At 75.2% G+C, this 22,299-nt stretch carries 20 protein-coding genes; 8 read left to right on the top strand and 12 right to left on the bottom strand.

The features are described 5' to 3' along the window. The first annotated feature begins 44 nt into the window (after positions 1 to 44). From MN205_RS07110 to fdhA, 4 genes are all read left to right on the top strand, one after another. On the top strand, positions 45 to 1,025 hold the full coding sequence (locus MN205_RS07110; protein ID WP_242125709.1) for a carbohydrate ABC transporter permease: 981 nt from the start codon (positions 45 to 47) through the stop codon (positions 1,023 to 1,025). Further along, complete coding sequence (locus tag MN205_RS07115) at positions 1,022 to 1,918, top strand: carbohydrate ABC transporter permease (RefSeq protein ID WP_242125711.1); 897 nt, start codon at positions 1,022 to 1,024, stop codon at positions 1,916 to 1,918. Before MN205_RS07110 ends, MN205_RS07115 begins: the two co-directional genes overlap by 4 nt. 92 nt (positions 1,919 to 2,010) lie before the next feature. Further along, the gene (locus MN205_RS07120; RefSeq protein ID WP_242125713.1) at positions 2,011 to 3,507 is read left to right on the top strand and encodes a GH1 family beta-glucosidase; all 1,497 of its coding nucleotides are present in this window, start codon (positions 2,011 to 2,013) and stop codon (positions 3,505 to 3,507) included. 93 nt (positions 3,508 to 3,600) lie between these two features. Then, the gene (gene fdhA, locus MN205_RS07125) at positions 3,601 to 4,836 is read left to right on the top strand and encodes a formaldehyde dehydrogenase, glutathione-independent (protein WP_242125714.1); all 1,236 of its coding nucleotides are present in this window, start codon (positions 3,601 to 3,603) and stop codon (positions 4,834 to 4,836) included. 57 nt (positions 4,837 to 4,893) lie between these two features. On the opposite strand, the gene MN205_RS07130 is transcribed toward fdhA, so the two are convergent. The 5 genes from MN205_RS07130 to MN205_RS07150 all read right to left on the bottom strand — a co-directional run bounded on the left by MN205_RS07130 (position 4,894) and on the right by MN205_RS07150 (position 9,517). Beyond that, a complete protein-coding gene (locus MN205_RS07130; protein ID WP_242125716.1) occupies positions 4,894 to 5,097 on the bottom strand; it encodes an acyl-CoA carboxylase epsilon subunit in 204 nt (67 codons plus the stop codon). Then, positions 5,094 to 6,509 (bottom strand): carboxyl transferase domain-containing protein, encoded by a 1,416-nt coding sequence (locus tag MN205_RS07135; RefSeq protein ID WP_242125718.1) that lies wholly within the window; start codon positions 6,507 to 6,509, stop codon positions 5,094 to 5,096. Before MN205_RS07135 ends, MN205_RS07130 begins: the two co-directional genes overlap by 4 nt. Next, positions 6,506 to 7,378, bottom strand: a complete 873-nt coding sequence (locus MN205_RS07140; protein ID WP_374115876.1) for a biotin-dependent carboxyltransferase family protein — start codon at positions 7,376 to 7,378, stop codon at positions 6,506 to 6,508. Before MN205_RS07140 ends, MN205_RS07135 begins: the two co-directional genes overlap by 4 nt. Before the next feature lie 86 nt (positions 7,379 to 7,464). Continuing rightward, a complete protein-coding gene (locus MN205_RS07145; protein WP_242125722.1) occupies positions 7,465 to 8,103 on the bottom strand; it encodes an allophanate hydrolase subunit 1 in 639 nt (212 codons plus the stop codon). A gap of 85 nt (positions 8,104 to 8,188) precedes the next feature. Next, a complete protein-coding gene (locus tag MN205_RS07150) occupies positions 8,189 to 9,517 on the bottom strand; it encodes a hypothetical protein (RefSeq protein ID WP_242125724.1) in 1,329 nt (442 codons plus the stop codon). A 352-nt stretch (positions 9,518 to 9,869) separates the two neighbouring features. On the opposite strand from MN205_RS07150, the gene MN205_RS07155 reads away from it, so the two are divergent. Genes MN205_RS07155 through MN205_RS07165 form a run of 3 tightly spaced genes read left to right on the top strand, consistent with a single transcriptional unit; the run spans position 9,870 to position 12,427 of the window. After that, positions 9,870 to 10,739: a polysaccharide deacetylase family protein gene (locus MN205_RS07155; RefSeq protein ID WP_242125726.1), complete on the top strand. Its 870-nt coding sequence runs from the start codon at positions 9,870 to 9,872 to the stop codon at positions 10,737 to 10,739. Next, on the top strand, positions 10,736 to 11,665 hold the full coding sequence (locus MN205_RS07160; protein WP_242125728.1) for a glycosyltransferase family 2 protein: 930 nt from the start codon (positions 10,736 to 10,738) through the stop codon (positions 11,663 to 11,665). The genes MN205_RS07155 and MN205_RS07160 overlap by 4 nt, the downstream gene beginning before the upstream one ends. Positions 11,666 to 11,677: 12 nt before the next feature. Next, positions 11,678 to 12,427 carry a LamB/YcsF family protein gene (locus MN205_RS07165; protein ID WP_242125730.1) on the top strand — a complete coding sequence of 250 codons (750 nt, stop codon included), beginning with the start codon at positions 11,678 to 11,680 and terminating at the stop codon, positions 12,425 to 12,427. A 31-nt stretch (positions 12,428 to 12,458) separates the two neighbouring features. Here the strand turns inward: MN205_RS07165 and MN205_RS07170 are convergent, their stop codons facing one another. The 7 genes from MN205_RS07170 to sdhC form a co-directional block, all read right to left on the bottom strand. Continuing rightward, positions 12,459 to 13,268, bottom strand: coding sequence for an ABC transporter permease (locus MN205_RS07170; protein ID WP_242125732.1), 810 nt, complete (start codon positions 13,266 to 13,268; stop codon positions 12,459 to 12,461). After that, positions 13,265 to 15,259 carry an ABC transporter substrate-binding protein gene (locus MN205_RS07175; protein WP_242125734.1) on the bottom strand — a complete coding sequence of 665 codons (1,995 nt, stop codon included), beginning with the start codon at positions 15,257 to 15,259 and terminating at the stop codon, positions 13,265 to 13,267. The genes MN205_RS07170 and MN205_RS07175 overlap by 4 nt, the downstream gene beginning before the upstream one ends. Positions 15,260 to 15,338: 79 nt before the next feature. After that, positions 15,339 to 17,003: an AarF/ABC1/UbiB kinase family protein gene (locus tag MN205_RS07180; RefSeq protein ID WP_242125736.1), complete on the bottom strand. Its 1,665-nt coding sequence runs from the start codon at positions 17,001 to 17,003 to the stop codon at positions 15,339 to 15,341. A gap of 89 nt (positions 17,004 to 17,092) precedes the next feature. Next, on the bottom strand, positions 17,093 to 17,938 hold the full coding sequence (locus MN205_RS07185) for a succinate dehydrogenase iron-sulfur subunit (RefSeq protein WP_242125739.1): 846 nt from the start codon (positions 17,936 to 17,938) through the stop codon (positions 17,093 to 17,095). Next, positions 17,938 to 19,773: an FAD-binding protein gene (locus MN205_RS07190; protein WP_242125742.1), complete on the bottom strand. Its 1,836-nt coding sequence runs from the start codon at positions 19,771 to 19,773 to the stop codon at positions 17,938 to 17,940. The genes MN205_RS07185 and MN205_RS07190 overlap by 1 nt, the downstream gene beginning before the upstream one ends. Before the next feature lie 32 nt (positions 19,774 to 19,805). After that, positions 19,806 to 20,279 carry a succinate dehydrogenase hydrophobic membrane anchor subunit gene (locus MN205_RS07195; protein ID WP_242125744.1) on the bottom strand — a complete coding sequence of 158 codons (474 nt, stop codon included), beginning with the start codon at positions 20,277 to 20,279 and terminating at the stop codon, positions 19,806 to 19,808. A gap of 10 nt (positions 20,280 to 20,289) precedes the next feature. Continuing rightward, positions 20,290 to 20,706: a succinate dehydrogenase, cytochrome b556 subunit gene (gene sdhC / locus MN205_RS07200; RefSeq protein ID WP_242125746.1), complete on the bottom strand. Its 417-nt coding sequence runs from the start codon at positions 20,704 to 20,706 to the stop codon at positions 20,290 to 20,292. 437 nt (positions 20,707 to 21,143) lie between these two features. On the opposite strand from sdhC, the gene MN205_RS07205 reads away from it, so the two are divergent. Then, positions 21,144 to 22,250, top strand: coding sequence for a mannose-1-phosphate guanylyltransferase (locus MN205_RS07205; RefSeq protein WP_374115877.1), 1,107 nt, complete (start codon positions 21,144 to 21,146; stop codon positions 22,248 to 22,250). Positions 22,251 to 22,299 lie beyond the last annotated feature (49 nt).

Below are 22,299 nucleotides of genomic sequence, written 5' to 3' on the forward strand. Positions count from 1 at the left end.
CGCCCCGCCCCAGCCGACCCGACCCCACCCCGCGAGGAGACGTCGTGAGCGCACCCAGCGCGACCGCCCCACCGGCGCCGGCCGGACCCGGACCGAAGAGCCCGGCGCAGCGCGTCCCGCTGCGCTCCAAGCTCTTCCGCTTCGAGTCCGCGGCCGCGCCGTACGCCTACATCGCCCCGTTCTTCCTGCTGTTCTTCGCCTTCGGCCTGTTCCCGCTCGTCTACACGATGTGGATCAGCTTCCACTCGTACGAGCTCGGTGGTGAGCCGGAGTTCACCGGCTGGGAGAACTACACCTGGCTCTTCACGAGCGACGACTTCTACAACGCGCTGTGGAACACGTTCACCCTCGGTGTGCTCTCGACCGTGCCGCAGCTGCTGCTGGCCCTGGGCCTGGCGCACCTGCTGAACTACCGCATGCGCGCCCGGAACTTCTTCCGGGTGTCGATGATGATGCCGTACGCCACCTCCGTGGCGGCCTCCACGCTGGTCTTCGCCCAGATCTTCGGCCGGGACGCCGGGCTGGCGAACTGGATGCTCTCCCTGGTGGGCGTGGACGCCCTGGACTGGCGCAACGGCGACCTCAGCGCGCAGATCGCCATCTCGATCATCGTCATCTGGCGCTGGACGGGCTACAACGCCCTCATCTACCTGGCCGGCATGCAGTCCATCCCCCAGGACCTGTACGAGGCCGCGGCCCTGGACGGCGCCAACCGCTGGCAGCAGTTCGTCCACGTGACCCTCCCCGGGCTGCGGCCGACGATCCTCTTCACCGTCGTGGTGTCCACCATCGGCGCCACCCAGCTGTTCGGCGAGCCGCTGCTGTTCGGCGGTGTCGACGGCGGTGCGCTGAACCAGTACCAGACGCTGGGCCTGTACATGTACCAGCAGGGCTGGGCCTACGGGTCGCTCGGCCGGGCCGCCACCATCGCGTGGGTGACGTTCCTGCTCATCATCGTCCTGGTCCTCGTCAACACCGCGCTGGCCCGCTGGCGCGACCGCGATCGCGAAGGAGCCCGGCGATGACCGTGACGACCGGTGTCCGCGAGGCCGCGCTGGCGGCCCCCACCCCGTCCTCCACGCGCCGCAGGCGCTACCGGGCGCCCGACGCCGCCGGCTGGCTCACCTACGTGCTCCTGGCCGTCACGGCGTTCGTCTTCCTCGTGCCGTTCTACTACATGATCGTCGCGGCGAGCCGGCCGATGGCGGAGATGACGCAGTCGCCGCCGCCGTTCCTGCCGGGGCCGTACCTGTGGCAGAACATCAGCACGGCCCTGGAGCAGCAGGCCATCGGCCTGGCCATCGTCAACTCGCTGATCGTCTCCGGCGCCACGACCGTCGGCACCCTGCTGTTCTGCACGCTGGCCGGCTTCGCCTTCGCCAAGCTGCGCTTCAGGGGCAAGAACGCGCTGTTCGCCGTGACCATCGGCACCCTGATGATCCCGCCCACGCTGGGTGTCGTGCCGCTGTACAAGATCATGTCGGACTGGAACCTCGCCGGCCGGCTGGAGTCGGTCATCCTGCCCTCGCTCGTGACCGCGTTCGGCGTGTTCTTCATGCGGCAGTACCTCGTGCAGACGCTGCCCGACGAGCTGCTGGAGGCCGCCAAGATGGACGGCGCCTCCGCCACGCGCACCGTCGTGGCGATCGTGCTGCCCATCGCCCGCCCCGGCATGGCGGTGCTGGGGATGCTCACCTTCATGACGGCCTGGAACGACTTCTTCTGGCCCGTCATCGCGCTGAACTCCTCGATGCCCACCGTGCAGGTCGCGCTGAACAACCTCGGCAGCGGCTACGTGCCCGACACCTCGATCATCATGGCCGGCACCCTCGTGGGCACCCTGCCCGTCATCGTGGTGTTCGTGCTGCTCGGCAAGCAGATCGTCAGCGGCATCATGGCCGGCGCCGTCAAGGGCTGACGCGCCCGCACAGCCCCACCCCCACCCCCACCCCACCCCGCACCCACGGAGAGGAGGCGGTGCCGCGCGCCCCGGCGTCGGCCCCGACCCGCATGACCACCACAGAGGAACGCCCCACCGCAGCCACCGGCGCCACCGCCGTCCCCGGCCAGGCACCCGCCCCCGGGCAGGGCGCCGAGCGCGCCTTCCCGCCAGGTTTCGTCTGGGGTACCGCCACCGCCTCCTACCAGATCGAGGGTGCCGCCACCGAGGACGGCCGCACGCCCTCCATCTGGGACACGTTCAGCCACACCCCCGGCAAGGTGGTCGGCGGCGACACCGGCGACGTCGCCGACGACCACTACCACCGCTTCCGCGAGGACATCGCCACCATGGAGCGGCTGGGCCTGGCGTCCTACCGCTTCTCCGTCGCCTGGCCCCGCATCACCCCGCAGGTCACCGCGGACGCCCTCGGGCCGGTGAACGAGGCCGGCCTGGCGTTCTACTCCACCCTCGTCGACGAGCTGATCGCCGCGGGCATCGAACCGGCCGTGACCCTGTACCACTGGGACCTGCCGCAGGCCCTGGAGGACGCCGGCGGCTGGACGTCGCGGGCCACCGCCGAGCGCTTCGCCGAGTACGCCGAGGTCGTCGCCGGCGCCCTGGGCGACCGGGTGCGCACCTTCATCACCCTCAACGAGCCGTGGTGCTCGGCGTACCTGGGGTACGCCTCCGGGGTGCACGCCCCGGGGCGCACCGAGCCGGCGTCCGCGCTGGCCGCCGTGCACCACCTCAACCTGGCCCACGGCCTCGCCGCCGCCGCCGTGCGCCGCGCCGCGCTGGACGCCCGCGTGGCCCTGACCCTGAACCTCGCCTGGGTGCGCACCGACGGCACCACCGACGCCGACCGAGACGCGGTCCGCCGCGTCGACGGCCTGCAGAACAGGGTGTTCCTCGACCCGGTGCTGGGTGGCGGCTACCCGGCCGACGTGCTGGCCGACACCGCGGAGGTCACCGACTGGTCCTTCGTGCGCGACGGCGACCTGGAGCTGATCCACCAACCGCTGGACGTCCTCGGCGTGAACTACTACAGCCCCACCGTGGTGCGCGCCTGGGACGGGACCGGCCCGCGCGCCGAGGCCGACGGTCACGGGGCCAGCGCGCACAGCCCGTGGGTCGGCTCGCACCACCTCGTCGAGTTCCCCGAGCAGCCCGGGGACAAGACCGACATGGGCTGGAGCGTGGACGCGCGCGGCATGACGGAGCTGCTGCTGCGCATCCACCGCGAGCACCCGGGCCTGGAGTTGATGGTCACCGAGAACGGCGCGGCCTACCGCGACGTCGTCGTCGCCGGCCGGGTGCACGACCTGGAGCGCACCCGTTACCTGCGCGACCACCTGGCTGCCGTGCTGGACGCGGTGGAGGCCGGCGCCCCCGTCACCGGGTACTACCTGTGGTCCTTCCTGGACAACTTCGAGTGGGGGTACGGCTTCTCGAAGCGCTTCGGCATCGTCCACGTCGACTACGCCACGCAGCAGCGAACCCTGAAGGACAGCGCCCTCTGGTACGCCTCGGTGGTCGAGCGCAACGCGGTGCCCGCGGCGGACTGAGGCCCCGCCCTTGCGGACGGCGCCCGGGGGAGGTGGGATGGGGCCCCGGGCGCCGACGCCGAGGTCGGTGCCTCCGTGAGAGGAGCAGCCTCCGTGACGACCACCGCGTCCAGCACCGGAAACCGAGCCATCGCCTACCTCGAGCCGGGCAAGGTGGAGGTGCAGGACATCGACTACCCGACCTTCGAGCTGCGCGACGGGCCGGGCGTCCACCCCGACAACGTCGGCCGGCGCGTCGACCACGGCGTCATCCTCAAGCTCGTCGCCACGAACATCTGCGGTTCCGACCAGCACATGGTGCGCGGGCGCACCACCGCCCCGCCGAACCTCGTCCTCGGCCACGAGATCACCGGTGAGGTGGTCGAGAAGGGCCGGGACGTGGAGTTCCTCCAGGTCGGCGACCTCGTCTCCGTGCCGTTCAACATCGCCTGCGGGCGCTGCCGGAACTGCAAGGAGCGCAAGACCGGCCTCTGCCTCAACGTCAACCCCGACCGGCCCGGCTCCGCTTACGGCTACGTCGACATGGGCGGCTGGGTCGGCGGGCAGGCCGAGTACGTCCTCGTGCCGTACGCGGACTTCAACTGCCTGAGGTTCCCCGACAAGGACCGGGCGATGGAGAAGATCCTCGACCTGACGATGCTGTCGGACATCTTCCCCACGGGCTTCCACGGGTGCGTCACCGCCGGCGTCGGCGTCGGCTCCACGGTGTACGTGGCCGGGGCCGGGCCGGTGGGGCTCGCCGCCGCGGTCGGTGCGCAACTGCTGGGGGCCGCGGTCGTCATCGTCGGCGACCTCAACCCCGACCGGCTGGCCCGTGCGCGGGAGAACGGCTGCGAGACGGTCGACGTCTCCCAGGGCGACCCGAAGGACCAGATCGAGCAGATCCTCGGCGTCCCCGAGGTGGACTGCGGTGTGGACGCCGTCGGGTTCGAGGCGCGCGGGCACGGTGAGGGAGCGGCGAAGGAGGCCCCCGCCACGGTCCTGAACTCCCTCATGCAGATCACCACCGCCGGCGGCGCGCTGGGCATCCCGGGCCTGTACGTCACCGGCGACCCCGGCGGGATCGACGAGGCGGCGAGGAAGGGCTCGCTGTCGCTGGACCTGGGCACCGGGTGGGCGAAGTCGCTGTCCTTCACCACCGGCCAGTGCCCGGTGATGAAGTACCACCGCGGCCTGATGATGGCGATCCTGCACGACAAGGTGCAGATCGCGAAGGCCGTGGGCGCCACCCCCATCTCCCTCGACGAGGCGCCGGACGCGTACCAGAAGTTCGACGCCGGTGCGCCGCAGAAGTTCGTCATCGACCCGCACGGGGTGATCCCGCGCTGACGCTGCGCTGACCCCGGCCCCCGCCGCCCCGCCCTCCGGAGCGGGGCGGCGGGGGCCTCAGCCGGACGGCGGACCCGGTGGCGTGCCCGGTGGCAGCGGCCGGCGCAGCAGCGACGCCGGTGCGCCCCAGCGGTCCTCCCACGTCGGGGCCGGTCCCCCCGGAGCCCGCCGCGCGACCGCGGCGAGGACGGCGACCACGACGGCCGCCAGTTCCTCCTCGGTGGGGTTCCCCCGCACCACCCAGTCGCCGGCGCCGCTCACAGCGGCAGGTTCCCGTGCCGGCGGGCCGGCGGGGTCACCGCCTTGCGCTCCAGCGCCTCCAGCCACCGCGCCAGGTGGGCGCGCGTGCGGCCCGGCTCCACCACCGCGTCCACGTCCCCGACGACCACGGCCGCGGCGGGGGGCGCGAGCTCTTCCCGCCGCGCCACCAGCCGCGCCCACTCCCCGGTGCCCGGCCCCGGCCGGCCGCCGGCCACCTCGTCCGCCACCTCGTCCGCCACCTCGGCCACCGCGTCCCGCGGGCTCAGGCGAGCCCGGGGCCACGCCAGCACCACGTCCGCGCCGACGTGCCGCGAGCCCAGCACGAACGGCGCCACCCCGTGCGCGCGACCGGTGACGACGGTGAGCAGCGGCACCGACGCCTCGGCGTACGCGTACAGCAGCTGCGCGGCGGCCGCCGTGGGGGAACCGGGGTCGTCCTCCCCGGCGGGGAGGAACCCGGCGGTGTCCACCAGCGTGAGCACCGGCACCCCGAACGCGTCGCAGAACCGCACGAACCGGGCGGCCTTCGCCGCGGCCGCCGCGTCGAGGGCCCCGCCGGCCACGGCCGGGTCGGTGGCGACGACACCCAGGCTGCGCCCGTCCAGGCGGGTGAACCCCGTGACGGCACCGGCGGCGTACCGCGCGTGCAGCTCCAGCGGCGCGTCCTCGTCGTCGGCCAGGCGCGCCAGGACGTCGCGCACGTCGTACGGCGCGGCCGGGTCCGCCGGCAGCAGGTCCTCCAGGTCCTCGTCGGGCTGCTCGTCGGCCACGGGCTCGACCGGCAGGCGCGGGGGCGTGGCGAGGTTGCTGCTCGGCAGGTGGCCGAGCAGCTCCCGCACGAACGCCCCCGCCGCGGCGCCGTCGGCGGCGACGTGCGCCGCGCGGCCCGTCGCGCTCGCGTGCAGCTCCGCGCCGCCCAGCCCGGCCGCGTCCCGCTCCCGGCCGGTGACGACGGCCGCGGCGGCCGGGTCCGCCAGCGCCGAGCGCGCCCCCGCGGTGGCGACGACCACGTCGGCCAGCGGCAGCAGCAGGGCGCGCCCGGCGTCGGCCGCGCCGGTGACGACCGCCACCTGCGGCACCACCCCGGACAGCGCCACCGCCCCGCGCACCAGCTCGCCGAAGCCCCGCGCCGTCCCCGCCCCGGTGGCGTCGTGCACCGTCACCAGGGGCCGGCCGGTGCGGGCGGCCAGCGCCCGCGCTCGCACCTCCGCGTCCACCGCCGCCGGCGCCGGGACGGCACCGGGCGCCTGCGCGATCGCGCACACCCCGCGCCCGGCCACGGTGCCGTGCCCGGTGAGCACGCCGTCCGGCCCGCCGGCCGCGGGGTCGCTGAGCGGCGTGAAGGAACCGGGGTCGAACAGCGCGGCGAGGACCGCGACGGCCTCACCGCCACCGCGCAGGTCGCCGTTCACGCTCCCACCACCGGGTGGAAGCGCAGCGACTGACCCGGGCGCACCTGCGCGGCCAGGTCGGCGTCCGCGTCCCGCACCACGCCCACCACCGGGTACCCGCCGGTGACCGGGTGGTCCGGGCCGAACAGCACCGGCTCACCGCTGGGGGGCACCTGCAGGGCACCGAGCACGACACCCTCGGGCGGCAGTTCCGCCGTCGTCGACCGCTCCAGCGGCGGCTGCCCGGCGGGCCGGGTCAGGCGCGCCCCGACCCGGTCGCACTGCGCGGTCACCGTCCAGGCGCCGGTGAACAGCGCGCCGGGGTCGGTGAAGCGGTCCGCGCGCGGCCCGAGCCGCACGCGCAGGTCCACCGCGCCGGCGGTGGGGGCGGCGACCGGGGCGGTGCGCAGCCGGGGGAGCTGCGCCGGTGCGGGCCCCACCGGCAGCACGTCACCCGCGGCGAGGGGTTCGGGACCGAGACCGGCGAGGGTGTCGCGGCTGCGCGAGCCCAGCACGGGCGGCACCGCCACGCCCCCGCGCACCGCGACGTACGCGCGCAGGCCGGTCGTGGCCGTCCCCAGCCGCAGCGTGCTCCCGGCGGGCAGCACCAGCACGCTGCACCACCCCGCCGGTGCCCCGTCCACGTCCACCGGCGTGGCGGCGCCGGTGACCGCCAGCACGAGGTCGGTGCGCGCGCGCAGCACCAGGCCACCCAGGAGCACCTCGAGGGCGGCGTGGTCCGGCGGGTTGCCGACGAGGCGGTTCGCGAGGGTGAGGGAGCGCCGGTCGGCGGCGCCGGCCACGCCCACGCCCCAGCGGAACGCGCCGGGGCGGCCGAGGTCCTGCACGGTGGTCAGCGGCCCCGGCGCCACCACCTCCACCGCGTCCACCTCCACCGCGTCCACCTCCACCGCGTCCACCTCCACCGCGTCCACCTCCACCCGTCCGGCCCGCGCCCCCCGCGCCGCCGCGCCGCTCACCCGGCCACCTGCGCGAACCGCACCCGGGTGCCGGGCCGCAGCAGCGCCGGCGGGTCCGCCGACGCGTCCCACAGCGTCAGCGCGGTGGTGCCGATCAGGCGCCAGCCGCCGGGGGAGCGGCGCGGGTAGACGGCGCTGAAGCCGTCGGCGAGCGCGACCGCCCCGGCCGGCACGGCCGTGCGGGGATGCGCGCGGCGCGGGACGGCCAGGCGCGCGCCGGGGCTGCGCAGGTAACCGAACCCGGGGGCGAAGCCGACGAACGCGCACGTCCACGTCGCGCCGGTGTGCCGGGCGACGACCTCACCGGGGCTGACGCCCAGCAGACCGGCCACCTCGTCGAGGTCCTCGCCGTCGTAGCGCACCGGGACCGTCACGACGTCCCCGTCCCCGGTCTGGTCGGCCGCGGCGCGCTGCGGCAGCGCCTCCCACCGCCGCAGCACCTCCCGGGCCACCTCGTCGCGGTCCGCGCCGGGGCGCAGGGTCACCAGGGCGGTGCGGGCCGCCGGAAGGACGTCCTCCACCCCGGCGGGCGCGTCCCGCTCCAGCTCGCGCGCGAAGGCGGCCAGGCGCGCGGGATCGGCGGGTTCCAGCAGCCAGGCACGGTCCCCGGCGGGCAGCAGGCGCGCGGCGCTCACCCCGAGCACTGTAGGCAGCGCCCGGCGCTCCCGCCGCGCCGGCGCACGGTGCCGCTCACACCGGTGCCGCTCACGCCGGTGCCGCTCACACCGGTGCCGGTTCCGGCCGCTGCACCTCCTCCGCGCGGGCGCGCTCGACCGCGCGCACCGACTCGCCGCGCACCGCCAGGAACCACCACGGCACCACGGCCCAGAAGGCGGCGGCACTGCCCCACGCGGTGCCGACCGCACCGCCCCAGAACGCCCCCGCGGTGGTGAACGCCACCAGCAGCAGGGCGTACGCGACGTGGATGCGCAGCGTCACCGGAGCGCGGTCCATGGCGTAGAGGACGCTGGCGAAACCGACCGAGGCGGCGGAACCCGCCTGCGCCACGACGACGGGCAGCAGCACCTCCCGGGTCCCCGCCCACGTGCCGTCCAGCAGGAAACGGCCCACCGCGTCGGGCCCGAGCAGGAACAGCACGCCCCACAGCACGCCGGCGGCGCTCACGGCGCCGGAGACGCCGGCGGCCGCCGAGCGCCAGGCACCGGCGGACATCCCGCGCTTGCGCTTGACCAGCTCGGGCACCACGAAACCGAGCATGCTCGTGGACAGGATCATGACGGGTGACATCAGGAGGTTGGCGCCCCGCAGCGACCCCGCGGCCAGGGTGCTCGCGGTGACGAGGGAGACCACGAACACCGACAGCTGGTTGCCGCCCTGCAGCACGAGGAACTCCGGGAGCACGTAGCGCACCAGGCTCCACTGCTCGCGCACCCAGCCCGGCGCCGCGGCGGGCCGCGGCCACCGGCCCAGCAGGCGGACTCCGAGCAGGGAGGCCAGCAGCGCCGACGCGCCCCAGGCCAGGGTGAACGGCGTCGCCGAGGACGCCCCCCGCAGCAGCAGCGCCACCACCGCCGCCGCCTGCGCCGCCGTCCACGCGACGCTGAGCGCGGTGGAGGCCGCGGGTCGCCGGCGGGCCAGGAGCACCTGGCGCCACGCGTCCTGCAGCAGCAGGCCCGGCAGCACCACCGCGAGGGCCGTGACGCCGGTGGCGGTCAGGGCCAGGGCGCTGCCGGGCGCGTCGGCGACCGCGGCGAGCACCCGGCCCGCCACCAGCAGCACCAGGCCGACGGCGACGCCCACCACGAGCGCCGTTCCGGTGGCCGCTCGCGCGGCGCGCTCGAAACCGGGCCGGTCGGCGTCGGCGAACCGGATGGACATCGGTGCCGTCGACACGGCGCGGCCGAGGCCCACGACGACGGTGTAGACGGCGAACGCGAGCGCGAAGGCGCCGAAGTCGTCCGGGGCCACGGCGCGCGCCACGACGAACTGCAGCAGGAAGTTGCTCAGGCTCGAGACGCCCTGGTCGCCGATGTTCCAGAAGACCCGGCGCACCGCCGGTTCGCGCAACCTGCTGATGGTTCTGACCACTGACCGACCTCGGGTGCGGGCACGTGCCGGGACGCGCGACGACGGACGAACGGTCGATGGTAAGTGCCCGGCGAGGTGGTGGGTGCCGTTCGCCCGAACGGGGACCGGTGGCCGCCGCGACCGTGAACCGCGACGGACCGGAGGAGGTTCATCACCGAACGTCACAGCATCGCCCCGGTGGGGTGGAATCCCCCCGCGCGACGGCACCCGGCGCGCCGATCCACCGTTCGCCGGGGCACCCGGCTGCCCTAGCATCGTCCCGCCGCAGTCGGGGGGCTGGGCGCACCGGTCCGTCCCGGTGCCGGGGGGGGGAGCGCCGGGCCGCAGGGCCCGCGCAGTGAAGGGCTCGAACATGGTCAGCACCGCAACGCCCGCGCCGACGGCGGGCAGTCCGTCCCGCACGTCCCTCGGACCTGGACCGGACGTCCTGGTCCGCCGCCGCGCGGCCGACTTCGACAGGCCGGGGCGCGGCAGGTTCACCCAGCCGGCGTGGGCGCGCCCGGTGAACCGAGCGCTGCGGGGCGCCTCGACGGTCCTGTGCGCGGACACCGACGAGCGGGTCGTCGCCCTCACCTACGACGACGGTCCCGACCCGGAGCAGACCCCGGCGCTGCTGGACGTGCTCGCCCGCCGCTCGATCCGCGCCACGTTCTTCGTGCTGGTCGAGCACGCCGAGGCCCACCCCGGCATCGTGCGCCGCGCCCTCGACGAGGGGCACGAGGTGGAGCTGCACGGCATCGACCACACCCGCCTGAGCGCCCTGGGCACCCGCGCGGCGGTCGCCCGCGTCCGCGAGGGCAAGGACCGCCTCGAGCAGGTCACCGGCCGGCCCGTGCGGTTCTTCCGGCCGCCCTACGGGGCGCAGACGCTGCCGCAGGCCGTGGGTTTCCGCGCCCTCGGCCTGGAACTCGTCCTGTGGTCCGGGTGGGCGCAGGACTGGGTCCACGACGAGGTGCCGGCCGTGGCGGGCCGCATCGTCCGGCCCTTCCGCCCCGGCGCGGTGATCCTCCTGCACGACACCCGCGGCGACCCGGACGTCGGCGACCCCACCGAGGTGCCGCGGTTCTCCCGCGCCGAGGCGCTGTCGCACGCGCTGGACCTGCTGAGCGCGGGGGGCGCCGCGGAACCCTGGGACTACGCGACCGTCGGGCAGCTGCTCGCCGACCGCCCCGCCGTGCGCGCGGTGTGGGCCGAGACGTCCTCCCGGCGGCGGTCCCGGTGAGCGCGGGCCAGGACGCCGTGCCCGTGCGGGTCTCCGTCGTCATCGCGACGTACCAGGCGGCGCACACCCTCGTCGAGCAGCTCGCCGCGCTCGCCCGCCAGGAGTCCCGCCTCAGCTGGGAGGTGCTGGTCTGCGACAACGGATCGACGGACGGCACCCGTGGGCTGGTGGAGGCCTGGGCCGGCCGCCTGCCGCGGCTGCGGTGGGTCGACGCCGGTGCGCGCCGGGGCGCCGGCGCCGCGCGAAACGTCGGTGCGCAGCTGGCGCAGGGCGAGTGGCTGGTGTTCTGCGACGCGGACGACGTCGTCGCGCCCGGCTGGCTGGACGCCATGGCGCGCGCCCTGGCGGAGAACCCCTTCGTGGCCGGCCGGTTCGGCATGGACGAGCTGAACGACCCGTGGACCGTCGCCGCGCGCAGCCTGCAGCAGCAGGACGGTCTGCAGAACTCGCCGTTCCCTCCGCACCTGCCGCACGCCGGCGCGGGGAACATGGGGGTGCACCGCTCCGCGTTCCTGTCCGTCGGCGGCTTCGACCCCGGCGCGCTGCACCTGGAGGACACCGACCTCAGCTGGCGGCTGCAGCTCGCCGGCCACCCGCTGGCGTTCGCCCCCGACGCCGTGGTGCACGTGCGGTTGCGCGCCACGTTCCAGAACCTGTACCGGCAGGGTTTCGACTACGGCGCCGCCGAGGCGTGGCTGGAGCAGCGGTACCGCGACGTCCGACCGGACCCGGCGGACGTGCCGCCGGCCGGGCCGGGGGGCGGGTCCGGGACGGCGACGATGCTGCGCAAGCTCGCGGCCGTGCGGGACCGGGGCAGCCTGGGCCACTTCCTGTGGCAGATGGGCTGGCACGTCGGGCACCGCCGCAGGCCGCACGTGGCGCCGGACCCGCTGCAGCACGTTCCCCGCTCCCTCTCCGCGTCCTGAAGGGACCCGTCCGTGGACCTGAACGCCGACGTCGGTGAGAGCTTCGGGCGCTGGACCCTCGGCGACGACGAGGCGCTGCTGGAGGTGGTCACCAGCGCGAACGTCGCGTGCGGGTTCCACGCCGGCGACCCCACGGTGCTGCGGCGCGCCTGCGAGCTGGCGGCCGCGCGCGGCGTGGCCGTCGGGGCCCAGGTGGGGTACCGGGACCTGGCGGGTTTCGGGCGCCGGTTCGTCGACGTCGCCCCCGCGGAGCTGACGGACGACGTGCTGTACCAGATCGGTGCGCTGGAGGCCCTCGCCCGCGTCGCCGGCACCCGCGTCGCGTACCTCAAACCCCACGGCGCCCTCTACAACGCGGTCGTGCACCACGAGGCGCAGGCCGCCGCCGTCGTCGAGGCCGTGCACCGGTACGACCCCGCGATGGCCGTGCTGGGCCTGCCCGGTTCGCGGTTCCTGGACCTGGCCGGGCGTGCCGGGCTGCGCACCGTCGCCGAGGCGTTCGCCGACCGCGCCTACACGCCCGCCGGCACCCTCGTTCCCCGCACCGAGCCCGGCGCCGTCCTGCACGACGCCGACGAGATCGCCCGCCGCTGCGCGCGCCTGGCCAGCGAGGGGCGCGTGACGGCAGTCGACGGCAGCGACGTGGAGGTGGCTGCGGCGTCGATCTGCGTGCACGGCGACACCCCGGGCGCGGTCGGCATCGCCCGGCGGGTGCGGGCGGCGCTGGAGGAGGCCGGCGCGCAGCTCGCGCCGTTCGCCTGACCCGGCGGCTCGTCACCGGGCGCGCTCGTGCTCAGCCGCGCTCGCCCGCCCCCACCCGCCCCGCCGCCGCGGCCGCCCCGGGCAGGTCGGCGCCCGGGGCGGCCGGCACGTTCAGCAGCCGGTCCAGGAGGAAGCCGACCGCGCCGATGAGCACGATCGTGGCGGCCAGGCGCGGGTAGTCGAGCTGGTCGCGCGCGTTGAGCACCGCGTACCCCAGGCCGGAGTCGACGCCCAGCATCTCCGCGGGCACCAGCACCACCCACCCGATCCCCAGGGCCAGGCGCAGCGAGCTCAGCACGTGCGGGCGCAGCGCCGGCAGCACCACCGTGCCCAGGGCCTCGACGCGGGAGGCGCCCAGGGAGCGCGCCACCGCGAGCAGCGCGGGGTCCACCGTGCGCACGGCGTGGGCGGTGCCCAGGGCCACCGGCCACAGCGCCGCGACGGCGACGAGGGCCGTGACGGGTGCGTCGCCGACCCCGAGGAGCACCACCGCCAGCGGCGCCCACGCCAGCGGGGAGGTCATCCGCAGGACCGCCACCACCGGTGCCGTCGCGTGCTCCAGGCGGCGCCGCGAACCCAGCAGCAGGCCGAGCAGCACGCCCGCCGCACCCGCGACCGCCAGGCCCAGCAGCAGCCGGCGCAGGCTCGCCGCGACGTCCAGCGCGGTGGAGCGCCGCCCCAGCAGCTCCACCAGCGCGGTGGCCGTCGACCACGGCCCCGTCCGCGAGAGCACGGGGTCGCCGGCGGCGAGCACGTCGCACACCAGCCACCACGCGCCGACCGTGGCGGCCAGCGCCGCGGCCCGCGGCCACCAGCGGACCACGGCGCTCACGGCGCTCACGGCGCGACCACCTCCGTGCGCTGCGGGGACGTGCCGAAGGCCGCCAGCCCGGCGGTCCCGCCGAGCGCCCGCAGCACCGGCCCGTCGTCGACCAGGTCGGCGTGCACGGCCGCGGGGTCCAGCCCGGCCAGCCACGCCGTGTCGCCGACCACGTCCGTGGTCCCCATCGCCCGCACCAGCTCGGCGGTGTACGAGGGGTGCGGGTACGGCTGGAAGCCGATGCGCTGCTGGTGCCACTGCGGGTGCTGCACCGCCCCCGTGCGCAGGTGCTCCTCGCCCGGTTCACCGGCGAAGGTGCGCAGCAGCGCGGGCAGCGGTTGCGGCAGGTAGCCGCCCTCCGACAGCAGCCGCGCACCGCGCGGACCGTCGGCGCGCAGGCTGCGCTGGGCCGCGACCAGGCCGCGCACCGCGGCGTCCGCGGCCTCGGGCCGCTCGTCCAGCAACCGCTGGTGCACCACCGTCACGCAGCAGGCGTGGTCCTTCCAGACGTCCCCGGTGAAGCGCAGCACCCGCCCCACGCCCTGCACCTCCGCCGCCGCGTTGAACGGCTCGGCGACGGTGAACCCCGCGACCTCGCCCGCGGCCAGCGCCGGCGGCATGTCCGAGGGGGCCATGAGCACCAGCTTCACGGTGCCCTCCGCCGCGGACGGCTCGCCCCGCAGCACCGGGCGCAGGCCCGCGGCCCGCAGGACCTGCTGCACGACGACGTTGTGGACCGACCACCAGAACGGCACCGCGACGGTGCGCCCGGCCAGGTCCGCGACGTCGCCGACGTCCGGGGCGACCGTCAGCGCCGAGCCGTTGACGTGGTTCCACATCAGCACGCGCACCGGCACCCCGGCGGCGTGGCGCAGCTGCACCGCCAGGGGCATGAGCATGTGCACCACGTCGACGGCGCCCGCCTGGAGGGCCTCCGCCAGGTCCGGCCAGGAGCGGAACATCACCGGCCGCGGGGCCGTGAGGCCCTGGGCGGCCAGCTCGCCGTCGGCGTGGGCGACGAGCAGGGGAGCGGCGTCGGTGATCGGCAGGTACCCGGTGCGCAGCGGCCCGCCGGGGACGGCGGCGGTGCCCGCGGCCACCGCCCGGCCGGGTGCACCGCTCGCCAGCCCGGCCGCGAACGGCGCGGCGAGCAGCGCCGTGGCCGCCCCGGCGCGCAGCAGCTGCCGGCGGCCCGCCGCGCGCTGCCCGGGGGCCGCGACGGCGCTCGCCCCCGCCGGGGCGCCACCGGTGGGGTCCGGCACGTCCCGGCCGCCGGGGAAGCGCTCGAGCAGCACCCGCCGGGCGCTGCCGTCGGCCAGGTCGCCCCGCTCGCGCACGGGGCTCGCCACGACCGCCAGGGGCCCCGGGCGGCCGCTGAGCAGCGCCACCCGGTCGCCGAGCAGCAGCGCCTCGTCCAGGTCGTGCGTCACCAGCACGACGGCGGTGCCCAGCCGCGAGCGCACCGCGCCCAGCCAGTCCTGCAGCTCGGAGCGGGTCAGCGGGTCCAGGGCGCCGAACGGCTCGTCCAGCAGCAGCAGCGAGGGGCCGGTGACCACGGCGCGGGCGAGCGCGACGCGCTGCGCCTGGCCCCCGGACAGCTGCCCCGGCCGGCGCGCGGCGAGGTCGGCGATGCCCAGTTCCCCCAGCACCCGTGCCACCCGCTCGCCGGCGCCGGGGCTCCGGGCCGGCCAGCGCCCGCCGTTGCGGCGGTACTCCAGCCCCAGCGCCACGTTGCCGGCGACCGTGCGCCAGGGCAGCAGGTGGGCCTGCTGGGCGACCAGCGCGGTGCGGCCCGGGCCGGCCGGGCCGTCGTCCGGGCGCCGCACGGTGCCGGTGTCGGGTGCGCGCAGGCCCGCGAGCACCTGCAGCAGCGTGGACTTGCCCGCGCCCGAGGGGCCGACGACCGCCAGCAGCTCGCCGGGGCCGACGTCCAGGTCCACCCCGCGCAGCACCTCCCGCTCGCCGAAGCGGACGCCCACGCCGGACAGGACGGTGCTGCCGGGGGAGGTCACGGCCCGATCGTGCAGGAGGGCGGTGCCCCACGGCCACCCCGGGGCGCCGTCCCGGGGTGCCACCGCGGTGCGCCGCCGGTCAGCGCCGGCGCCGCCGCCCGCGCGCCGTCCACCCCAGGTACGCCGTCAGCGAGCCGACCGCCGCTGCGCCCAGGGCGGCCACCTTCGTCTCGTGCGGCTTCAGCCGGTCCGGGTCCGCGGAGGCCAGCAGCGCCAGCGCCTCGATGCCCGCGGCCGTCACCATCGCCACCACGAGCCGGTTGCCGATGCGCTCCACGCGCGCCACCAGCGGGTCCAGGTCGTCGGTGCGCACCGAGACCGACACCCCGTCGCGGTCCAGCACGTCCAGCAGCCGCCCGAGCTGGCCGGGCAGCTCCACGCCCAGCGCCGCCGCGTCCAGGCCCGCCTGGCGCAGCCGCCGCGCGATGGCCACCGGGTCCACGTGCCCCAGCACCAGCCGGCGCGCGTACGGGCTCAGGACGCTGCCGATCTGGAAGTCGGGGTCCAGCGTGGAGCCCAGGCCCTCCGTCATCACGATCATCTTCACGACCAGCGCGAGGTTGCGCGGCAGCGCCAGGTGGTGCCGGCGCAGGATCTCCAGCACGTCGCGCACGATGTCGCCGATGCGGACCTTCCCCAGCGGCAGGCCCTCGTAGCGGCTGAGCAGGTACGCGGCGTCCGCGGTGAGCCGGCCCCGGTCCACGCGCTGCTTGGTGATGCCGATGTCGGCGAAGGCCGCCGCGATGCGCGCGGGGTCACGCCGCTCGAAGGCCGCCAGCAGCGCCGCCAGGTGCCGGCGGGTGCGCTCGTCGACCTCCCCGACCATGCCGTAGTCGAGCAGGCCGATGCGGCCGCTGGGTTCGATGAGGAAGTTCCCCGGGTGCGGGTCGGCGTGGAAGAAGCCGTGCTCGAAGACCATGTCGGCCATCAGCCGGGTGGCCCGCGCCGCCAGCGCGCTGCGGTCGACGCCCGCCTCGTCCAGGGCCCGCAGGTCGCTGATCTTCGTGCCCCGCAGGCGTTCGAGGGTGATGACGCGCGAGGTGGTGGTGTCCCAGTGCACCTCCGGGACGTGGATGTCGGGGTCCCCGCGGAAGTTGCGGGCGAAGCGCTCGGCGTTCTGCGCCTCCTGCAGGTAGTCCAGCTCCGCGCGCAGGGTGTCGGCGAAGTCGGTCGTCAGGCCCACCAGGTCGTAGTCGGCGGCCGCGGACCAGCGCTGCGCCGCGCGCGCCGCCAGGGCCCGCAGGATCTCCAGGTCCGCCTCCACCTCCTCCACCACGCCGGGCCGGCGCACCTTGACGACGACCTCGCTGCCGTCGGCGAGCGTGGCCGTGTGGGCCTGCCCGATGGAGGCGCTGGCCAGCGGGACGGGGTCGAAGCGCAGGAAGACCTTCTCGGGGTCGGCGCCCAGCTCCTCGCGCACCGCGGCCCGCACCACCTCCAGCGGCACGGGCGAGGCGCGGTCCTGCAGCTTCTCCAGCTCCTGCTGGAAGGCGGGGCTCAGCAGGTCCGGGCGGGTGGACAGGATCTGCCCGAGCTTCACCGCCGTGGGGCCCAGCTCCTCCAGCACCAGCCGCACGTGCACGGCGACGCTGTGCGGCTCACCGCTCGGGGCGCGGGCGGCCGCGACGCGCTCGGGGCGCACCCAGCGCTCCAGGCCGAGGGCGTGCACGAAGTAGCCGAGCCCGTGCCGGTACAGGACACGGCTGATCTGCAGGTAGCGGTCCTGGTGGCGCACGGCCCCCATCCTGACCCCTGGAGCGCGAACGCGCGAAGGCCCGCCCCGCTGCACGAGCGGGACGGGCCCCCGGGCCGCGGCGCCGGGTGGCGCCGGCCTCAGAACTTGCGGGCGATGATCGCCTGCTTGACCTCAGCGATCGCCTTGGTGACCTGGATGCCGCGCGGGCACGCCTCCGAGCAGTTGAAGGTCGTGCGGCAGCGCCACACGCCCTCCTTGTCGTTGAGGATCTCCAGGCGCAGGTCGGAACCGGCGTCGCGGCTGTCGAAGATGAACCGGTGCGCGTTGACGATGGCCGCCGGGCCGAAGTACTGCCCGTCGGTCCAGAACACCGGGCAGCTGGAGGTGCACGCGGCGCACAGGATGCACTTGGTGGTGTCGTCGAAGCGCTCGCGGTCCACCTGCGACTGGATCCGCTCGCGGGTCGGCTCGGCGCCCTTGGTGATGAGGAACGGCATGATCTCGCGGTAGGAGGCGAAGAACGGCTCCATGTCCACGAGCAGGTCCTTCTCCACCGGCAGGCCCTTGATGGGCTCGACGGTGATGGGCTTGTCGAGGTTCAGGTCCTTCAGCAGCACCTTGCACGCGAGCCGGTTCACGCCGTTGATGCGCATGGCGTCCGAGCCGCACACGCCGTGCGCGCACGAGCGGCGGAAGGTCAGGGAACCGTCCACCTCCCACTTCACCTTGTGCAGCGCGTCCAGCACGCGGTCCGTGCCGTACATGGTGAGGCGGTGCTCCTCCCACCGCGGCTCGGAGTCGCGCTCCGGGTCGTAGCGGCGGATCTTCAGCGTCACCTCGAAGCTGGGCACCTCGCCCGTGCCGCCGATGTTGCCGCCCTCGCGGGGCTGCGCACCGCCGTCGTGCTCGGAGGCGGCCTGGGCGGACTTGGCGGAACCGGCCGTGCCGCTGGTCTCGCGCGGGGTGGTCTCGGGGCTGGACATCAGTACTTGCGCTCCATCGGCTGGTAGCGCGTCTGGACGACGGGCTTGAAGTCCAGGCGCATCGTGTGCTGACCGTCGGCGCCGGCCTCGCGGTACACCATCGTGTGCCGCATGAAGTTGACGTCGTCGCGGTTGGGGTAGTCCTCGCGGAAGTGACCGCCGCGGGACTCCTTGCGCTCCAGGGCGCCGAGGCACATCACCTCGGCGAGGTCCAGGAGGAACCCGAGCTCCAGGGCCTCGAGCAGGTCCAGGTTGTAGCGCTTGCCCTTGTCCTGGACCGCGGCGCGCGCGTAGCGCTCCCGCAGCCGCTCGATGTCGGTGAGGGCCTGCTTGAGGGTGGCCTCGGTGCGGAACACCTGGGCGTTGGCGTCCATCGTCTCCTGCAGCTCCGCGCGGATCGCGGCGACTCGCTCGTCGCCGGCGGGGCGGTCGCGCAGCTCGGTGAGCTGCGCCACCACGGCCGCCTCCGGCTGCGCGGGCAGCGCGACCCACTGGGCCTTCGTCGCGTACTCCGCGGCGGCGATGCCGGCGCGGCGGCCGAAGACGTTGATGTCCAGCAGGGAGTTGGTGCCCAGGCGGTTGGAACCGTGCACCGACACGCACGCCACCTCGCCCGCGGCGTACAGGCCCGGGACGACGTGGGTGTTGTCGGAGAGCACCTCGGACTCGACGTTGGTCGGCACGCCGCCCATCGCGTAGTGCGCGGTCGGGTACACCGGCACCGGCTCGGTGTAGGGCTCGACGCCGAGGTAGGTGCGGGCGAACTCGGTGATGTCCGGGAGCTTGGCGTCGATGTGCGCCGGCTCCAGGTGGGTCAGGTCGAGCAGGACGTAGTCCTTGTTCGGCCCGGCGCCGCGGCCCTCGCGCACCTCGTTGGCCATCGAGCGGGCGACGATGTCGCGCGGCGCGAGGTCCTTGATGGTGGGGGCGTAGCGCTCCATGAACCGCTCGCCGTCGGCGTTGCGCAGGATGCCGCCCTCGCCGCGGGCGGCCTCGGACAGCAGGATCCCCAGGCCCGCCAGGCCGGTCGGGTGGAACTGGAAGAACTCCATGTCCTCCAGCGGGATGCCGCGCCGGTAGGCGATGCCCATGCCGTCGCCCGTGAGGGTGTGGGCGTTGGACGTCGTCTTGAAGACCTTGCCCGCCCCGCCGGTGGCGAGGACGACCGACTTGGCCTGGAAGACGTGGATCTCACCCGTGGCGAGCTCGTACGCCACGACGCCCGCGACGCGCTTGTCGCCGGGCACGCCGATGGACGGCGGGGTCTCCGCGGCGGGCTGCCCGACGGCGCCCTCGATCTCGTCGCCGGTGCGGGCCTCGCCGGCCGGCACCATCAGCAGGTCGAGCACGTAGAACTCGTTGAAGAACTCCACCTCGTGCTTGACGCACTGCTGGTAGAGGGTCTGCAGGATCATGTGGCCGGTGCGGTCCGCGGCGAAGCAGGAACGCCGCACGGGCGCCTTGCCGTGGTCGCGGGTGTGCCCGCCGAAGCGGCGCTGGTCGATGCGGCCCTCGGGCGTGCGGTTGAACGGCAGGCCCATCTTCTCGAGGTCCAGGACCGCGTCGATGGCCTCCTTGCACATCACCTCGGCCGCGTCCTGGTCGACGAGGTAGTCGCCGCCCTTGACGGTGTCGAAGGTGTGCCACTCCCAGTTGTCCTCCTCGACGTTCGCCAGCGCGGCGCACATGCCGCCCTGGGCCGCACCGGTGTGCGACCGCGTCGGGTAGAGCTTGGTGAGCACGGCCGTGCGGGCCCGCTGGCCCGACTCGAGCGCGGCGCGCATGCCCGCGCCGCCGGCGCCGACGATGACCACGTCGAACTGGTGCGTCTGCACAACTGCCTCCCTGAGTGCTCGGTGGGTGCCGCTCAGGCGGCCGAGCAGAAGTCGAAGTTCCGCGTGGGGTCCGCGCAGGGGTCGAAGGTGAAGATGACGAGGGTGCCGACGACCAGGACGATCACCGTGGCCAGGTACAGCGCCATCTTCAGCCAGAAGCGCGTCGCGTCGCGCTCGGCGTAGTCGTTGATGACCGTGCGCACGCCGTTGGTGCCGTGCAGCTGCGCCAACCACAGCATCAGCAGGTCCCACGTCTGCCAGAACGGGCTGGACCACTTGCCGGCCACGAAGCCCCAGTCGACCTGGTGGATGCCCTCGCCCTGGACGAGGTTGATGAACAGGTGGCCGAAGACGAGGACGATCAGCGCCAGGCCGGACATCCGCATGAACAGCCAGCCGTGCAGCTCCCAGTTCGGGCGCGTGGAGCGGCTGCGCTTGTACGGGGAGCGGGGGGTCTCCAGGGCGGGCGCGTAGCTGCCGCCGGGGGTCTGCTCGGGTGCGCTCATCGGGGCCGCCTCAGTGGGTGAAGACGTTGGTCAGGTGGCGGACGAGGAAGGGCACCATCAGCGCGAACCACACGACGACGACGCCCCAGAAGAGCTTGCGCTGGTGCTGGGTGCCCTTGTGCCAGAAGTCGACCAGGATGATCCGCACGCCGTTGAGGGCGTGGAACACCACGGCGCCCACCAGGCCGGCCTCGCCGAGGCCCATGACGGGGTTCTTGTACTGGTTGATCACCGCGTCGTACACCTCCGGGGACACCCGCACCGTGGCGGTGTCCAGGACGTGCACGAACAGGAAGAAGAAGATCAGGACGCCGGAGATGCGGTGCATCACCCAGGACCACATGCCCTCGCGTCCGCGGTACAGCGTGCCCGCGGGCTTGAGCCCGCTCTTCTTCCCCTGCGACGGCGGGGTGAGGCTCGTGGCCACCGGCGTCCTCCTCGATTTCGTCCGACGCCGGCTCCTCCCGGGCTCCGGCGCACGGGTGGCGGCGTCCGGGATCCATCGTAGGCGCGCGGCGGTGACCGATCGCGCTGCGGAGGCCGGTGCGGAGGTTTTGTGACGAAGGACTCACGGGGTGCAGGACCTCTGGTCCGAGCAGGTGAGGCTCACCTCACCCTACCCCCCTGCGGCGGCCCCGCCGAGCGGGACCACGCCCCCGGCGCCCGGTGCGCCGGTAGGTTCGTCCCGTCGATCCGGACGAGGGGGAGGGGCCAGGCGTGCAGGAGCGGGACGGGACCGGCGAGGGCGCGACGACGGCGGGGGGCGCGACGACGGCGGGGGACGCCGCGGCGCCCGGGGGGGCGGCGGCACCGGTGCCCGCAGGGGCGCCGACGTGGTCGGCGGACGACCTCGAGGACGCGCAGATCGACCTGTCCGACTTCCACGCGGTCGTACCCGCCGGTGGCGCCGGCACGCGGCTGTGGCCGCTCTCGCGCAGCCACCGCCCCAAGTTCCTGCTGGACCTCACCGGCCGCGGCCGCACCCTGCTGCAGTCCACGTGGGACCGCCTGCTGCCGTTGACGCAGGCGGAGCGGACGTGGGTGGTGACCGGGCGCGCGCACGCCGACGCCGTCGCCGCCCAGCTGCCGGAGCTGCCGGCGGAGAACATCCTGCGCGAGCCGTGCCAGCGCGACTCCGCCGCCGCGATCGGGCTGGCCGCCGCCGTCCTGGTGCGCCGCGACCCCGACGCCGTGCTCGGCTCCTTCGCCGCCGACCACAACATCTCCGGCCGCGACGACTTCGAGTCCTCCGTCGAGGAGGCCGTCGTCACCGCCCGCCGCGGCTTCGTGGTCACCATCGGCATCGCGCCCTCGCACCCGGCCACCGGGTTCGGGTACATCCGCCTGGGCAAGCGGCTGCGCCTGCAGGGCGCGCCCAACGCCCGCCGCGTCCTGCAGTTCAAGGAGAAGCCGGACGCGCGCACCGCCTCCGCGTACCTCTCCACCGGCGACTACCGCTGGAACGGCGGCATGTTCGTCGCCCGCGCCGACGTGCTCCTGGAGCTGCTGGCGGAGAACGTCCCCGCCCTGCACGCCGGCCTGCAGCGCATCGCCGACGCCTGGGACGGCCCCCGCCGCGACGCGGTGCTGGCCGAGCAGTGGCCGGCCCTGCAGTCCATCGCCATCGACCACGCGGTGGCCGAGCCGGCCGCCGAGGCCGGGCGCGTGGCCGTCGTCCCCGCCACCTTCGGCTGGGACGACGTCGGCGACTTCTCCTCGCTGGCGGAGCTGCTGCCCGCCGAGGTCGACGAGCCGCGCGTGCTGGGCGACGCGGACCTGGTGCTCACCGAGCAGGTCGCCGGCGGCCTGGTGGTGCCCGCCAACGGGCGCGTCGTGGCCCTGCTGGGCGTCGACGACATCGTCGTGGTCGACACCCCCGACGCCCTGCTGGTCACCACGCGAGCCCGCGCCCAGGAGGTCAAGAAGCTCGTGGCCCGCGCGAAGGAGGCGGGCCTGGACTCCGTCGTGTGAGCGGGGGTCGTGCGCCCGGCGGCGACGCGGTGCCCGGGTCGCCGCCGCG

This window comes from Kineococcus sp. TRM81007, assembly GCF_022669155.1.
Lineage (GTDB): Bacteria > Actinomycetota > Actinomycetes > Actinomycetales > Kineococcaceae > Kineococcus.